Origin of the sequence: Kangiella shandongensis, assembly GCF_020005365.1 — a bacterium.
Classification (GTDB): domain Bacteria; phylum Pseudomonadota; class Gammaproteobacteria; order Enterobacterales; family Kangiellaceae; genus Kangiella; species Kangiella shandongensis.
In genome coordinates, this window is sequence record NZ_JACNML010000004.1 from 13,574 (window position 1) to 28,402 (window position 14,829).

At 46.8% G+C, this 14,829-nt stretch carries 12 protein-coding genes; 8 read left to right on the forward strand and 4 right to left on the reverse strand.

Annotation, left to right across the window (positions count from 1 at the left end; translation table 11 throughout):
• Window positions 1–45 precede the first annotated feature (45 nt).
• The 7 genes from mreC to tldD are packed head-to-tail and all read left to right on the forward strand — an operon-like array spanning window position 46 to window position 9,658.
• Window positions 46–948 carry a rod shape-determining protein MreC gene (mreC, locus tag H7708_RS05140; RefSeq protein WP_223669679.1) on the forward strand — a complete coding sequence of 301 codons (903 nt, stop codon included), beginning with the start codon at window positions 46–48 and terminating at the stop codon, window positions 946–948.
• Window positions 938–1,426 (forward strand): rod shape-determining protein MreD, encoded by a 489-nt coding sequence (gene mreD / locus H7708_RS05145; protein WP_223669407.1) that lies wholly within the window; start codon window positions 938–940, stop codon window positions 1,424–1,426. The genes mreC and mreD overlap by 11 nt, the downstream gene beginning before the upstream one ends.
• Entirely contained in the window at window positions 1,426–2,025 is a 600-nt protein-coding gene (locus H7708_RS05150) for a Maf family protein (protein ID WP_223669408.1), read from the forward strand. Before mreD ends, H7708_RS05150 begins: the two co-directional genes overlap by 1 nt.
• 11 nt (window positions 2,026–2,036) lie before the next feature.
• Window positions 2,037–3,530, forward strand: a complete 1,494-nt coding sequence (rng, locus tag H7708_RS05155; RefSeq protein ID WP_223669409.1) for a ribonuclease G — start codon at window positions 2,037–2,039, stop codon at window positions 3,528–3,530.
• An 11-nt stretch (window positions 3,531–3,541) separates the two neighbouring features.
• Window positions 3,542–7,393, forward strand: coding sequence for a YhdP family protein (locus H7708_RS05160; RefSeq protein WP_223669410.1), 3,852 nt, complete (start codon window positions 3,542–3,544; stop codon window positions 7,391–7,393).
• Window positions 7,386–8,207: a carbon-nitrogen hydrolase family protein gene (locus H7708_RS05165; RefSeq protein WP_223669411.1), complete on the forward strand. Its 822-nt coding sequence runs from the start codon at window positions 7,386–7,388 to the stop codon at window positions 8,205–8,207. Before H7708_RS05160 ends, H7708_RS05165 begins: the two co-directional genes overlap by 8 nt.
• An 8-nt stretch (window positions 8,208–8,215) precedes the next feature.
• A complete protein-coding gene (tldD, locus tag H7708_RS05170; RefSeq protein ID WP_223669412.1) occupies window positions 8,216–9,658 on the forward strand; it encodes a metalloprotease TldD in 1,443 nt (480 codons plus the stop codon).
• On the opposite strand, the gene yjgA is transcribed toward tldD, so the two are convergent.
• Window positions 9,655–10,176: a ribosome biogenesis factor YjgA gene (yjgA, locus tag H7708_RS05175; RefSeq protein WP_223669413.1), complete on the reverse strand. Its 522-nt coding sequence runs from the start codon at window positions 10,174–10,176 to the stop codon at window positions 9,655–9,657. The two genes, tldD and yjgA, sit on opposite strands and share 4 nt — an antisense overlap.
• Before the next feature lie 166 nt (window positions 10,177–10,342).
• Between yjgA and pmbA the strand changes: the two genes are divergently transcribed.
• On the forward strand, window positions 10,343–11,713 hold the full coding sequence (gene pmbA, locus H7708_RS05180) for a metalloprotease PmbA (protein WP_223669414.1): 1,371 nt from the start codon (window positions 10,343–10,345) through the stop codon (window positions 11,711–11,713).
• A gap of 52 nt (window positions 11,714–11,765) precedes the next feature.
• Here pmbA and mgtE read toward each other — a convergent pair whose 3' ends face one another.
• The 3 genes from mgtE to H7708_RS05195 form a co-directional block, all read right to left on the reverse strand.
• A complete protein-coding gene (gene mgtE, locus H7708_RS05185; protein ID WP_223669415.1) occupies window positions 11,766–13,145 on the reverse strand; it encodes a magnesium transporter in 1,380 nt (459 codons plus the stop codon).
• 99 nt (window positions 13,146–13,244) lie between these two features.
• Window positions 13,245–14,093, reverse strand: a complete 849-nt coding sequence (rapZ, locus tag H7708_RS05190; RefSeq protein ID WP_223669416.1) for an RNase adapter RapZ — start codon at window positions 14,091–14,093, stop codon at window positions 13,245–13,247.
• The gene (locus tag H7708_RS05195; protein ID WP_223669417.1) at window positions 14,093–14,596 is read right to left on the reverse strand and encodes a PTS sugar transporter subunit IIA; all 504 of its coding nucleotides are present in this window, start codon (window positions 14,594–14,596) and stop codon (window positions 14,093–14,095) included. Before H7708_RS05195 ends, rapZ begins: the two co-directional genes overlap by 1 nt.
• Window positions 14,597–14,829: the final 233 nt, after the last annotated feature.

Genomic DNA, 14,829 nt, shown 5'->3' on the forward strand with positions numbered 1-14,829 from the left:
ATCGTGTGAGAGATACTTCTTACTGAGGAGTAGACCATTAAAAATATATTTACTCAAGGACCGTCGCTGGTATTGCAGCTAATACTGAGTCTGGTGTTGGCTGCTATTTTGATGGTGCTTGATTATCGATACGATTATTTGAGCAGTGCCCGTAAAGGTGTTTCCACTGTTCTAGCCCCCATTTATTTTTTAGCGAATCTCCCGAATGAAGTGGCAGCCTGGGCTGATAATAATATTGTCAGTCGCAATGATCTGATTAATGAAAACCGTCGACTCAAAGATGAGCTGCTGATCCTGAAAGCGCAAAATCAACGTTTAATCGGTCTCGAGTCTGAAAATGCGCGACTGCGCTCTTTGTTGGGATCGTCCCGAACTTTGCGCGGTAAACGTGTGATTGCTGAAGTTCTGAACATCGATAGCAGCATGTTTGCTAATGAGTTGCTGCTAAATAAAGGCAGCTTTGATGGCGTTTTCGTGGGACAGCCTGTGGTCGATGCTGAGGGCATTATGGGGCAGGTGGTTGAGGTGTCGACCTCAACCTCACGCATGATTTTGTTGAATGATCAAAAGCATGCTATCCCGGTCCGAATTGACCGTAATGGCGTGCGGGCGATTGCTCAGGGTAATGGCCGCATGCTGTATTTACGTCACCTGCCGAATACGATTGACATTAAAGAAGGCGATATCCTATTGAGCTCAGGTCTTGGACAAAAATTCCCAGATGGCTATCCCGTGGCCAAGGTGGTCTCTGTGGTGAGGCAGAGTGCGCAACCTTATGCGGAAATATTGGCTGAACCAACGGCGAATATTAATCGGGCGAATCATGTGTTGCTGCTGTGGCCGTATCACGATCCCAAGACGATTGAGGGCGAGTCGCCAAACGAACCCTTAAACGAACAAAACTCGCAAGCCACCGAATCTGAAACGGGAGCTTCTGATGCAGAATGAACAAAAGCGCGGAACCTGGCTTATTGTTTTGAGCTTGCTGATTGCGCTTATTTTAACAGTGATTCCTTTACCACAATCGTGGCAACCTTTCAGACCGGACTGGTTATTTCTGGTATTAGCGTATTGGGTGGTGGCACTACCGCACCGAATTGGTTTGTTATGGGCATTTATCTGGGGGCTGGTTTTTGATGCACTGCTGGGGACTGTATTAGGCCTACACAGCTTCAGCCTGTGTATTCTGGTTTTTATTTTACAATTGAACTTCCAGCGCATCCGGATTTACCCGATATGGAAACAGGCATTAACCATGGGTGGCCTTAGTTTGATCTATCTGGCTCTGGTTCTGTGGCTATCACGCATAACGGGTAGCCCGGAAAGTGTTCTGTCCTATTGGTTCTCAGCTATGGTCAATATGTTGTTATGGCCCTGGCTTTTTATTCTGTTGCGTGATTTACGTCGTTATTTCAGGGTGGCTTAATGATGTCGAAGACGTACGACTCTATTTATTTAGCATCGGGTTCATCTCGTCGCCAGGAGCTGTTACTCCAGCTAGGTGTTAACTTTATTCAAGTTGCGAATCACTTTGATGAGTCTGTGTTGACGGGTGAGAGCCCGCGGGAATATGTAACCCGTGTAGCTCTGGGCAAAGCGTTATCTGCACTACAAAGCGGTGCTCATCGGGAGGAGCTCCCAGTACTGACCGCTGATACCACTGTGGTTCATGATGGTGAGCCGCTGGGGAAGCCCCATGATCTGGAGCATGCCGTGGAGCTGTTGCAACGGCTGAGTGGCCAGCCGCATACTGTACTTTCCAGCGTGGTGATCGCAACGTCACAGCAGCAGTGGCAAACCACAGTAGAAACAGAGGTAACTTTCGCTACGTTAAGTGAGCAGTTAATCGAACGCTATTGTCAGACGCAAGAACCTTTAGGGAAAGCAGGCGGCTATGCTATACAGGGGCTTGGTGGTGCTTTAGTTGAAACCATTCGTGGGAGTTATACCAATGTAGTTGGACTGCCGATCTATGAAACTCGTTTGCTGTTGGAACAGGCAGGCATTCGCTATGCGTTAGGATAAGGATAACAGGTATGCGTGATGAAATTCTAATTAATATTACCCCGCAGGAAACGCGGGCCTCTATCGTCGAAAATGGGGTATTGCAGGAAGTTCATTTAGAGCGGACGGAAAATCGAGGTATTGTTGGTAATATTTATAAGGGCGTGGTGAAACGCGTTATGCCCGGGATGCAGGCGGCCTTTGTCGACATTGGTCATGATAAAGCTGCTTTTTTGCACCTGGCGGATATCGTTACCGATAAGGCCGAAGGCAGTAAGCAGGCGATAGAGGGCTCACAGCTTTTAGATAAACAGCAGGCTCAGGAAACAGACATCACTTCGGTACTGCACGAAGGGCAGAAAATTATTGTTCAGGTGATCAAGGATCCCATCAGCAGCAAAGGCGCACGTCTTACCACTCATATTACGATCCCCTCGCGCTATTTGGTGTTAATGCCGGATACGGAACACGTCGGCGTTTCGCAACGTATTGATAATCAGGATGAGCGAGTTCGCCTGAAGGAGTTGCTCGAGGAGCATGAGGAACTGGATAACGGTTTTATCATTCGTACGGCAGCCGAAGGGGCGACTGAAAAAGAACTGGTGCGTGATGCATTGTTTCTGGCGAAGCTATGGAATGGTATAACCGATAAATCAAAAAAAGTGAAAGCGCCCGGGCTGGTTCATGAAGACTTAGGGCTGGAGCTTCGCATCATGCGGGATATTTTTGAAGATGATGTGGAACGGGTGCGGATTGATGATGACAAAGCCTTGTCCCGGATCCGAACTTTCGTCCAGGAGTTTTTGCCGGAGATGGAAAGCCGTATTGAACTGTATCAGGGCGAGCGGCCTATTTTTGATTTATACAATGTGGAAGAGGAAATCAAAAAAGCTCTGGAACGCAAAGTTCAGCTCAAGTCTGGTGGCTACCTGATCATCGATCAAACCGAAGCCATGACCACTGTGGACGTTAATACCGGCGCGTTTGTTGGGCATAAAAATCTGGAAGAAACGATTTTCCGAACTAACCTTGAGGCTGCTACGGCGTTAGCGCGACAACTGCGTTTACGCAACCTGGGCGGCATCATCATTGTCGACTTTATCGATATGAAAGATGAGGAGCATAAACGACAAGTGCTTCGTACATTAGAGAAACTTCTTGAAAAGGATCATGTCAAAACTCAAATAACGGAAGTGTCGACTTTAGGTCTGGTCGAAATGACACGTAAACGTTCAAGAGAGAGCTTGGAGCGTTTGCTTTGTGAACCATGCCAACAGTGTAATGGTCGCGGTTATGTTAAAACGGCAGTGACTGTCTGTTACGAAATCTTTCGTGAACTGAGCCGATCTGCGAGGACTTATGACGTACAAAAATTTTTAGTTCTGGCAAGTCAGGAAGTGGTGGATTGTTTATTGGATGAGGAAGCCAATAGTCTTGGCGATCTCGAAGTTGAAATTGATAAGCCTATTAAACTGCAAGTCGAAAGTTTATATTCGCCAGAGCAGTTTGATGTTGTATTAATGTAGCCGGGCATTTGATGGCAAAGTCCTTCGTTAGATTTTTCAGACGCGCTGTAACCAAGTTTCTTTGGTTGGTATCGATCCTTGTCATCATTTTTGTTGTATTCCTTTCCTTATTAAAACTCTCGCTGCCTTATTGGACTGAAGACAGGTCGCGAATGACGGCTTTAGTCGAAGCCGAATTAGGCGGTAATTTTAATTACACTCAATTAGACGTTGACTGGTCTAAGTTTAAGCCTACTATTTTCTTGCAGGATGCTGAGTGGCGTAATGAAAAAGGAACGGTTGAGCTTTCTGCGGGCAAAGGTCTGTTCGTTGTTAACTTTTGGGAAAGCCTTTTCAAAGGTTATCTGGTTACCGAAAAAATTGAATTAAACTCAGTTAATCTTGATATTGATCTATCCCAAAAGTTAGTCACTGGTAATAACTACTCTTTTAATATCGAGCTGCTCCTAAAACGTTATCCAGAAGTCATTAATCAGGAACGGGTTCAGATTAGAAACCTTTCCTTAAACCTTAAAAAGAAGCAGCAGAAGAAGAAGGTTCAGGTTGCACAGCTCAGTTTCAGGAAGCGGGATCAGCATCGGCAGTTAGTCGTCGATTTCCAGAGTGAGTTTGCATCGCAGGGGAAACTTATTGCTGAGTCAGAGGGAATGCCGTTTTCTGATCACAGTGCTGTAACTATTTATGGACTGCTGCGGGATTTTGATCTGGTCGATAGTAGTCAGTTTTTTGAACTACCGCAGGGTATCCCTGTGGAGCTTGCGGATACGGAGTTTTGGCTCAGTTATGAAGATGACTTTCCAGTTTCTGGTCGTCTCCTGTTTCAGGCCGATAGCGTAGAGTCTCAAGTCGCTCAGTTAGATGCAGAAATTAATTACCTGCATGAAGGGCAGCGTACGATTTTTTCCAGCGATAAGTTTCATGTCGTCGAACGCTCCGAGTCTGGCGACTTAAAACAATACAATAGTTATTTTAAAGTTATCAGAGACGGTGCGGACGCGGATAATACCTTATGGCGATTAGAAGCAGAAAATACGCCTATCGGTTACTTCACGTCATTATCTATTCCTTTTTTGCCGAAAGAGTTGCGTCAGCAATTGAGCGCGCTCAGCCCGGAAGGGGATTTGGTTTCATTAGATATCGAGGCAAGGCAAAGTGCCAAACAACTGGTACCGATCGGCGGCAGCGCTGCCGTGACCGATTTTAGTGTTCAGGCAACAGAGCATTCGCCGGGTATTGCTTTAAAACGAGTGCGTTTACATAAATATCAAGATGGTTGGTCGGTTATAGCAAATGCAGAAGATTCAACCATTCACTGGCCTGGTGTGTTTAAGAATGACATCCCGGTAGATACTCTGTTGGTGGACGCCTGGGTTAGTTTTAAAGAAAAGCCTTTTATCAGTATCAACCAGTTTACGCTGGATAATCCTGACACTCATGTTCTCGCCAACGGCAACATTGAAGTAACTGAGGACGATGTTGAGGTATCGCTATATGCCGAAGCACGAGAGATTAATATCGCCGCGTTGGAAAGTTATTGGCCACGGAACAGGATGAAAGAGGACGCGCTATCCTTTTTGGACCAAGCATTGGTAGGAGGAACCGTCGATTTTGCTAAATTAATCTGGCGGGGCAATATTGAGAACTTTCCTTATGAGCAGCATGATGGACAGTTTGATATTCAGGCGAAGGTTTCGGATAGTCAGTTTAAGTTTGATAGTGAGTGGCCTAAAGTTGCGGGGTTATCCGCGAATGTTCATTTTGAAAATAACAGACTGTTGCTCCAGGCTACACAGGGAAGGGTTCTGGGAGTGGATATTGGCCAGGTGGACGGTGTTATTGAGTCTTTATTTACCAAGGGATCAATCTTAACGCTTCAGGTTGATAATCAGGTTGAGTACCAACCTTACCGCAACTTATTTTTAGCTTCCCCATTACAACAGTGGCTGGGTGAAGAGCTGTTACAGCTTCGTTTTACCGGAAAACTGGATCATAATCTGGATCTAAAGATTGCCTTAAGTGATGACAGTGATGAGATACACCTCAACGGTGAGGTTAACTTTAAGGGGCAGAACCTGACCCTCAGTTCTTACCCACTTGGTCTGGAGCGCTTGCAAGGAAACTTGTACTACACCGAACGCGGGGCTTATTCGCAGGAACTCAAAGCTCAGTTATGGCAGAGTCCTATTGATTTGGACATTACGGTTGATGACTATACCAAGAATGATGATTTGGTGAACATCAATGCCCAGTCGATGTTTGATCTGGCGAAGGCAATGGCATCTTTTGAAGTTCAGTTGCCGATAAAGGTAGAGGGGCAAAGTCCGGTCAACCTGCATTATCGGAAGGATGCTGAGGGGGCGGTATCAATGATTGTGCGCAGCGACCTTCAGGGGACCTTGATCGACGGGCCATCCTGGCTCAGTAAAACAAAGGATAATGCAACCTCTTTTCTAACCACACTCTATAAAACCAATGGTCGCATCCACTCCAGGACTATTTACCGGGACACCATTTCCGCGCAACTGGATTTTGGTGTAGACACGCCGCAGGATATTAATGGCGTTATTGCGATGGGCGAATTGGCGACCAGCTCAATAACGGTGCCACAACGGGGGGTAGCCATCGAGGGCTTCTTCCCTGAGATCCACAGCTATGAATGGATTAACAGTTTACAGGTTAAAAAAGAAGGGGATTTTTATTGGCCAAAGTGGATCGATCACATCGCCGTTAAAGCAGCTTTATTTACCGTTGCCGGTCAGTCGCTTCATGATGTGACGCTTACTGACTCGTTATTGGATGACGACAGCGTCCGATTTAACGTTACTGCAAGAGAAGGTCACGGCAGTTTGACACTATTCCCGGATGGACGTAAACACGTCACGATTAATCGGTTGGATATTGAGCTGCAGCCCTTTTCTCGCCTTGCTGAGTCTGAGATTGAGCTAGGTAAAGAAGCTCTGGATAAATGGCAGCTAGAGTGTCTGAGTTGTCAAATCAATGGCATTGATACGGGCCAACTGACTTTGATCTCGAGGCTGCAAAATGGCGGCGTCATGCTGAAAGGCGATAGCCAGATCGAAGGGCAACTGGACGCTTACCTGGAGGGACTCTGGCAGGGGAACCAGAGCGCCGTTAATATTCGTTTTACGACCGATGACACTGGAGCTTTATTGAAGCGCTGGGGTTATGGGGATGGATTAAAAGCTACCAAAGCTGTTGGTAGTATTGCTTTATCCTGGCCGGGTGGGTTTCACGATATCAGTCTGGATAAACTCGACGGCAAAATTAGCTTAGATACAGAAGAGGGAGCGGTAAAAGAGCTCAGCGATCGACAGGCTCGAGTTTTTAGTTTGTTCTCGTTACAAAGTATTCGGCGGCGCCTCTCGCTGGATTTTAGTGACCTGTTTGAAGACGGTTTCTTCTATGACAAAATGCATGGCGCTTTTACCATCGAAAATGGCGTTGTACACAGTGATGACGTTTTTATCGACGGCACGGCTGCAGATGTCAGGATCAAAGGTTCGACGGATTTAGTTAAGCAGACGGTCGATCAAAATGTTACGGTGGTGCCAAAGCTGGGAGCCAGTTTACCAGTATTGGCAGGTTGGGCTATTGAGCCGACGACCGGCTTGATTATGCTGATTGTCAATAAGATCTTCGAGCCGGTAATGGATGTTGTGGTGAGTATTGAATATAAGGTTTCGGGCGATCTGGCAAACCCCGCAGTGGTTGAGCTGAGCAAAAAGTCGAAGGAAGTAAAAGTTCCCGAGTCGGAAGTGGAAAACAAGCCTCAGCAGCCAGTAGAAGAAAAGTCTCAACCTGCGACTGAATCGCCGAGCAAGCTGGAGGATAATAATGAGTGACTCTCGTTGTATTACCATTGGGCTGATACAGTTATCGTCTTCGAGCGTTATCGAAGACAACCTGCAACAGGCACAAGAACTGATCCAGGCTTCGGTACGCGATGGGGCGGAAATGGTGGTGTTACCGGAAACTTTCGCTCTCATGGAAAAATATAATGGGCAGAAGCTGGATTTTGTTGAACAGCCTGGTGATGGTAAGGTTCAGCGTTGGATGAAAAAAGTTGCTCAGGACCATCAGGTAACTGTCATCGGTGGAACATTGGCCGTAGCATCAGGGGTTAAGGATAGGCCTTATGCCCGTTGCTATGTTTATGATCCACAAGGTGAGGTCATCACGCATTATGACAAAATTCATATGTTTGATGTCGCCGTTAAGGACGATGAAGTGTATTCGGAGTCGGCGAATACTTTAGCCGGCGATAAGTGTGAGACATTTGATTATAAGGGTATTAAGTTTGGTTTATCTGTCTGCTATGACTTGCGCTTCCCTGAGCTGTATCGCCTTTATCAAGAGCAGAATGTGGATGTGATATTAGCGCCGTCGGCGTTTACCCTGCAAACGGGTAAGGTACACTGGGAGCTATTATTGCAAGCCAGAGCGGTTGAAAACCTGTGCTTCGTAGCTGCAGCTAATCAGACGGGATTGCACGATAACAAGCGAAAGACCTATGGGCACAGTATGTTTGTGGGGCCCTGGGGAGACGTTTTAGCGACAATGGATGATGAGGTCGGCTATTTAAATTACGAATTAAATGTTGGGCAGATTACGGCCATTAAAAAGCGTTTTCCTGTCCATACGCATCGAAAACTATAAGGTATTTAATGACTAACATTCTTGGGCGTGTTGAGCAGCACTTATTTAAAGAATCCGATCTTTCGGTTAATGCAGTACAAAAAGCGGTAGAAGCGTTAAACCATTATCAGCAGGATTATGCCGATATTTTTCTGCAGGAAGTGGTGATGGAGTATTGGCAGCTAGAGGATGGGCTGGTCAAAGATGCCAGCTTTAATTTAAATAAAGGACTGGGCATTCGCAGTATTGATGGCGAAAAAACAGGCTTTGCTTATGCCAACCAATTTGAACAGACGGCTTTAGATAACGCCTTAACTGCGGCGGCGAGTATCAGCCGAGCGGGACAATCTAAGACCGTGAATTATAACCAGACAATTCGTGATAGCAGTCTTTACCTGCCAGAGAAAACCTTAGGCGATGTTGAGCCGTCGCATAAAATTGCGCTGTTACGTCAGTTGGATGCAAAAGCACGCCAACTGGATGATAAAGTGAAGCAGGTTATTGTCAGTTTGTCAGCCGCGGATGAGCATATGATGGTGGCGGGCATTGATGGTACTTTAGCGGCGGACATCCGCCCCATGATCCGTTTGAATGTGACAGTGGTGGCGGAGCATGAAAGCCGCCGTGAGCGTGGCAGTGCCGGCATGGGTGGGCGCTATAATTGGAACCACTTAATTAATCTGGAGCTGGAGCAGCTAGCTGAGCAAGCTGTCAAACAGGCGCTGATCAATTTAGAAGCGGTGGAAGCGCCAGCAGGAACCATGCCGGTGGTTCTTGGCAATGGTTGGCCCGGGGTTTTGTTGCATGAAGCCGTAGGGCATGGTCTGGAAGGTGACTTTAACCGCAAAGGGTCTTCAGCCTATGCCAATCGTCTAGGCGAGAAGGTGGCTTCTGAGCTGTGTACTGTGGTGGATGACGGTACATTGCAGAACCAGAGAGGCTCGCTTAATGTGGATGATGAAGGAACGCTCACTCAGTCGAACGTGCTGATTGAGAATGGTGTTTTGAAAGGCTATATGCAGGACAAGCATAATGCTCACCTGATGGGGCAGGCGCCGACCGGTAATGGGCGTCGGGAATCTTATGCACATTTACCGATGCCGCGCATGACCAATACGTTAATGATGTCGGGACAGTCTGAGCCGGAAGAGATCATTCGCAGTGTGAAGAAAGGCATTTATGCGCCAAATTTTGCTGGCGGTCAGGTTGATATCACTTCGGGTAATTTTGTCTTTAGTGCGAGTGAAGCTTATTTGATCGAAGATGGCAAATTGACTGCTCCTATTAAGGGGGCGACTCTTGCGGGCAATGGCCCCGAGGTTTTGAAGCACGTCAGTATGGTCGGCAACGATAGCCAACTCGATCCGGGAATTGGGATCTGTGGCAAGGATGGCCAGAGCGTTCCGGTGTGTGTGGGGCAGCCAACCCTGAAAGTGGATCAGCTCACCGTCGGTGGTACTCAGTCCGGTTAATCGTCCTTAAATTCGGCAAAGTCTCTTAAGTAGCGAAATAATTCTCTTTGGTATTTAGGAGGCTTGTTGAGTGATTTTTCTTTTGTGGCATTGCGAACAAGTTGTCTTAAATGCTGGCGTTCCAGGTTTGGGGCAACCTGCAGCAGTTCAAAAGTGGCCTGATCGCCTTCCTGTAACAGTCGATCGCGCCAATGCTCACATAACTTTTCGCGCTGAACTTCGAGCGTATGCTGCTGGTTGTTCAACACGAGCTGCTGCTCAATAGCATCCACATCCTCATTGCGAAGTAACTTCCCAAGGAATTTAATGTGGCGTTTTAATCCTGTGTGATGATTGATTTTGGGCACTTCTTTTAGCGCGTTAAGGAAGGTATTGGATACCGGCAGAGTTTCCCATTGTTGAGGGCTGAGTTGAGACAGTTTTTCTCCCAGAGCGGTCAGCTCAAGGAGTTCTTTCTTGATTTGTGACTTCGACTTTTCATGAGAAAATTCGTCACTATCTTCGTAATTCTCAATCATAATGCTGTTGCGACAGAAACTTTGCTTTTATGATAACGCTTTCAGCCAATTTGTGGTAGCGTAACGCCTATTGAAAAGCAGTTTTTTAGCAACTTTAATTGCATGCTGAGCCGTATATTATGGTGCGGCATGGGAAGTTATTTGTCAGAAACTATCGGAGCTACTTTTGTCGCCAGTTGAAAATAAACAATTAACCTTGAATCAAATTGCCAAACAGCAGTCAACCACCTCTGATTTGATGCAGGCTATAGCCGATAGCGTGCTGAGCGAAGCAACCAGACTGGGTGCGGAGCAGGCCGAGGTATGGAGCTATAACACCATCGGTAACAGCCTTGAGGTAAGAAATGGCCTGTTGGAAACGCTGGAGTTTAATCAGGACAGTCACTTAGGGATTAATGTTTACTTTAAACAGCGAAAAGGGACGGTATCCATTAATGACTTAACCGAGAGTGCAGCGCTTAAGGGGCTGGAAGCCGCTTGTAGCATTGCCCGGTATACCGAGCCAGATCCTTATGCGGGCCTGGTCGCCGCAGATAGAATGGCCACAGAGTTTAAAGACTTATCGTTAGATCATCCGTTTGATTTGAGCCTTGAGGAGATGCTACAGGTTGCTCAGAACGCGGAGTCATCTGCTCTAAAACATAACCATATTAAGCAGTCTGAAGGGGCTAATTTTTACAGTCACCGCTCCCTGTCGTCTTATGCCAACAGCCATGGTTTTCGTGGCTTAAACCAGACTACTCGCTATAGTTTGTCGAATGTTCTGATTGGTGAAACCGATAAGGGAATGCTGCGAGACGGTTATTACACTCTGGGCAGAGACTTTAGTGATTTATTGCAGCCTGAGCGAGTGGGGCAGATGGCGGCCGACCGTATTGAGAAAAAGTTAACACAGGGCAGTTGCCGCTCAGGACAGTTTCCGGTGGTGTTTAGCCCAGAGGTCGCCAGAGGCTTATGGTCACACTTGCTGGGCGCACTGAAGGGCGGAGCTTTGTACCAACGCTCTTCTTTTATGTTGGATAAATTAGGTGAGCAGATTTTACCGTCATCCATCAGCATCGTTGAAGAGCCTTTCCTGTTGAAAGGTCTGGGCAGTGCTAACTATGACAGTGATGGCGTTGCTACTCAGCAACGTACTATTGTTAATGGCGGTGTTCTGGATGGGTATTTCTTAAGTGGATACTCGGCGCGTCGCCTCGGAATGGAAACGACAGGCAATGCTGGCGGCATTCATAATATCACTATTGAATCTGCTAAACAGAGTCTGGACTCGATACTTAAAGAATTGGGTACCGGTTTGCTGGTGACCGAAGTGATGGGGCAGGGCGTTAATATTGTGACAGGTAATTATTCTCGCGGCGCCAGTGGTTTCTGGTTCGAGAACGGCGAAATTCAGCATTATGTGCAGGAAATTACGATAGCTGGAAACTTAGAGCAGATGCTACAGTCCATTGTTGCGATTGGCGACGATGTGGATCGGCGTTCGAGTATCTTAACCGGCTCCGTCGCGCTGGAGAAGATGACGATTGCAGCTTAAAGGTATAAATTCTATTTACAATGCCCTTTCATGGCGCTGATGATATAGTGCTTTATCCAAAGAAATAAGCGGCTAAGCCCAGCAGGGCAAAGAAGCCTGCGACGTCGGTGACGGTAGTCAGGACTACACCGCCGGCAATGGCAGGATCGATATTGAGTTTCTTTAAGACTAAAGGAATACTGGCGCCACTGAGAACGCCGGTTATCAGGTTGAACAGCATGGCGCCACCAACCGTGATGGCGAGGTGCATATGGTTGACACCGGACTCGCGATAGACGGAGAAAGCGTACACCAGGCTGGAAATAATGACGGCCCATAAAATACCGTTAATAACGCTCACGGCTAATTCTTTTTTCAATAAGTAGGATTGGTTACCGTCACTGATATGCCCCAGGGACATGCCCCTGATGACCAGCGTCAGTGTCTGGGTACCGGCAATTCCGCCCATGCTGGGGACAATTGGTAATAACACGGCTAATAAGGTCACTTTGCCGATGGTTTCTTCGAATAAACCGATCACCAGTGCGGCTAAAATAACCGTAATGAGGTTGATGCCTAGCCAGATAGCGCGCTTACGAGCGGTTTCCATCACCGGACCAAAAGTATCTTCCAGCTCATCCAGACCAGCCATCGACATTAAGGAGTGATCGGCTTCTTCACGGATAACATCAACCACGTCATCAATGGTGATACGGCCTAATAATCGCCCTTCGTTATCCAGCACGGGGGCTGACACCAGATCATGACGTTCGAAGATCTGCGCCACTTCTGTGTCTTTCATCTCTGCCGGAATGGTGAACATCTCTTCGTCTACAATCTGGGTAATTGAAGTTTCTGGATCGCAGGTCAGAATCGCACTGATGGGAACTGAACCAATCAGTACATCGCGCGAATTCACTACATACAGGTGGTCTGTATTGGGCGGCATGTTGCCTCGAATACGTAAATAACGTAGCACGACTTCAACCGATACCCTGGGACGAATCATGATGGTATCAATATTCATTAACCCACCAGCGGTGTCTTCCGGGTAGGTTAGGGCATGCTCGATCAGAGCCCGATTCTGTTCGTCCAGTAAGCGTAGCACCTGGTTGCTGACGTTATGCGATAGGTCACCTAAAATATCAACCACATCGTCCGTATCCAGATCAGCCAGCGCATTAGCCAGCTCTTGCGGTTGCATGTTTTCAATAAAATTCTGACGAATTTCATCATTCAGGTGCTGTAGAACGTCACCTTCACGTTCTCTATCAAGCAGTTGCCAGATAACGTTACGTACTCGAGGTGGAGTCGATTCTAACAGGTGTGCGATATCTGCCGAATGGAGTTCTTCCAGCAGGTTACGAACAGGGATCAGGTGGCCACTATCAAGTGCGGAGTTTAGTAGCTGCAGCTGCTCTTGACGAGTCTGATTGTTTGGATTATCAGCCATAGCTACTCCTGTTAGTAGTTGATTTTATTGCTTATTCTAACCCAGGTCATAAACCATATCCAGCCTGTTCTAATACCGACTCTATGGCTTAGATAAGTTTTACATTTTGTTAAGTCGGCTGTGCTCCACAGTAATATTCGGATAATGCTGGTGGAGATAGTGTCCCAACGTTTCAACCATATAAACCGAACGGTGGCGACCACCAGTACAGCCTATGGCACAGGTAAAATAGCTACGGTCCTGTTTGCTGAACTCTGGGATCCAGGTCGTTAGAAAGACCTTCAACTGCCAGGTATATTCCATGACCAGCGAGCTGGAGGAGAGGTACTCGATGATTTTAGCATCTTTACCAGTCAGGTCTCTTAACTCTTCAACCCAGTAGGGGTTAGGTAAGCAACGAACATCGAATACAAAATCTGCATCCTTAGGCGCTCCGTGTTTAAAGCCAAATGAAACCAGACGAATATCCATCTGTTGCGCTGACTTTTGCGTTACGCGCTCTCTGACCCGTTCTCGCAACTCGTGTGGGGTTAACTCGGACGTATTGATAACGAGATCGGCAGAAGCCCGTATCGGAGCCAGTAAGGTGTTTTCCTGATTAATGGCATCACGTAGAGAATAACCTTCTTTGGTCAATGGGTGGCGGCGGCGAGTCTCACTGAAGCGTTTCAGTAACACGTTTTCGTCGGCATCAATAAATAAAATGCTGGCCTGCGGGGCCGCAATTTTGATTTGTTCCATCTGATGAGAAAAGTCAGCCAGAGCCGATGGGTTTCTCGCATCGACACCAATGGCGATTTTTTCATTCTTTAACAGGTGATCGTTGATAACGTTGGTGGTCAGGCTAAGCGGTAAATTATCAATACAATAATAACCGGCATCTTCCAGTGCCTTGAGAACGACGGATTTTCCTGATCCCGAACGCCCACTAATAATGACGAGTTTCACTAAGCTTTATCCTTTTCGCTGTATTCTTTAAATGCTCGTTCAATGATATCAAATAATGCTTCGTTATTGTGAGCGTTTCTTATTTGTGCACAAAGCGTTTTATTATCAAAAATGGCCTTGATCAGAGTAATACCTTCCAACATCCTAAAATCGAGATCTTGTGGGATCAATAGTGCAAACATGATATCGACGTCCTCTTTATCCGAGGCAAAAAAGTCGACGGGTGTATCCAGTGTGGCGAGGATTGCGATTGGTTGTTCACAGTTCTCAAGCCGTCCATGGGGGAGGGCAATGCCATGCCCAATGGCTGTGGTGCCTAATTGTTCGCGCTCGGTTAAGGCCTGAAGAATTTCAAACGAATCGAGCTTTTCCGTACTCTGGCTGAATATGTTGGCGAGTACTTGTAAGGCTTTCTTTCGGCTCGAGGCCTGTAACCCGAGTTGGCAACGCTCGGGGGCAATAGTGTCTAATATGTGCATCGGTTGGGGTTGTTGGTCACTCATAAATATCTCTACTGAGAGTTGTTTTGTCCAGACAGACGTTATCAGTGATTAATAATAATTTATATTTATATTTTGTATAACCACCTTGACGGAAAAATAGCCCCAACCCTCCGGGTTGAGGCTACCATATGGTCACTCACTGTTGTAAGCATTTGGCTTACGGCTGCATGGGGGCGGGTGCTAATGCGGCTTAGAAAACAAAGTCGTGATAGGCTCAATATTAACACCCTACA

Excerpts from the sequence above, each read along its gene's own strand:
- H7708_RS05165 (WP_223669411.1), top strand. The coding sequence starts at position 7,386 with ATGAGTGACTCTCGTTGTATTACCATTGGGCTGATACAGTTATCGTCT.
- H7708_RS05160 (WP_223669410.1), top strand. The coding sequence starts at position 3,542 with ATGGCAAAGTCCTTCGTTAGATTTTTCAGACGCGCTGTAACCAAGTTT.
- mreD (WP_223669407.1), top strand. The coding sequence starts at position 938 with ATGCAGAATGAACAAAAGCGCGGAACCTGGCTTATTGTTTTGAGCTTG.
- tldD (WP_223669412.1), top strand. The coding sequence starts at position 8,216 with ATGACTAACATTCTTGGGCGTGTTGAGCAGCACTTATTTAAAGAATCC.
- H7708_RS05150 (WP_223669408.1), top strand. The coding sequence starts at position 1,426 with ATGATGTCGAAGACGTACGACTCTATTTATTTAGCATCGGGTTCATCT.
- rng (WP_223669409.1), top strand. The coding sequence starts at position 2,037 with ATGCGTGATGAAATTCTAATTAATATTACCCCGCAGGAAACGCGGGCC.
- H7708_RS05195 (WP_223669417.1), bottom strand. The coding sequence starts at position 14,596 with ATGAGTGACCAACAACCCCAACCGATGCACATATTAGACACTATTGCC.
- mgtE (WP_223669415.1), bottom strand. The coding sequence starts at position 13,145 with ATGGCTGATAATCCAAACAATCAGACTCGTCAAGAGCAGCTGCAGCTA.
- yjgA (WP_223669413.1), bottom strand. The coding sequence starts at position 10,176 with ATGATTGAGAATTACGAAGATAGTGACGAATTTTCTCATGAAAAGTCG.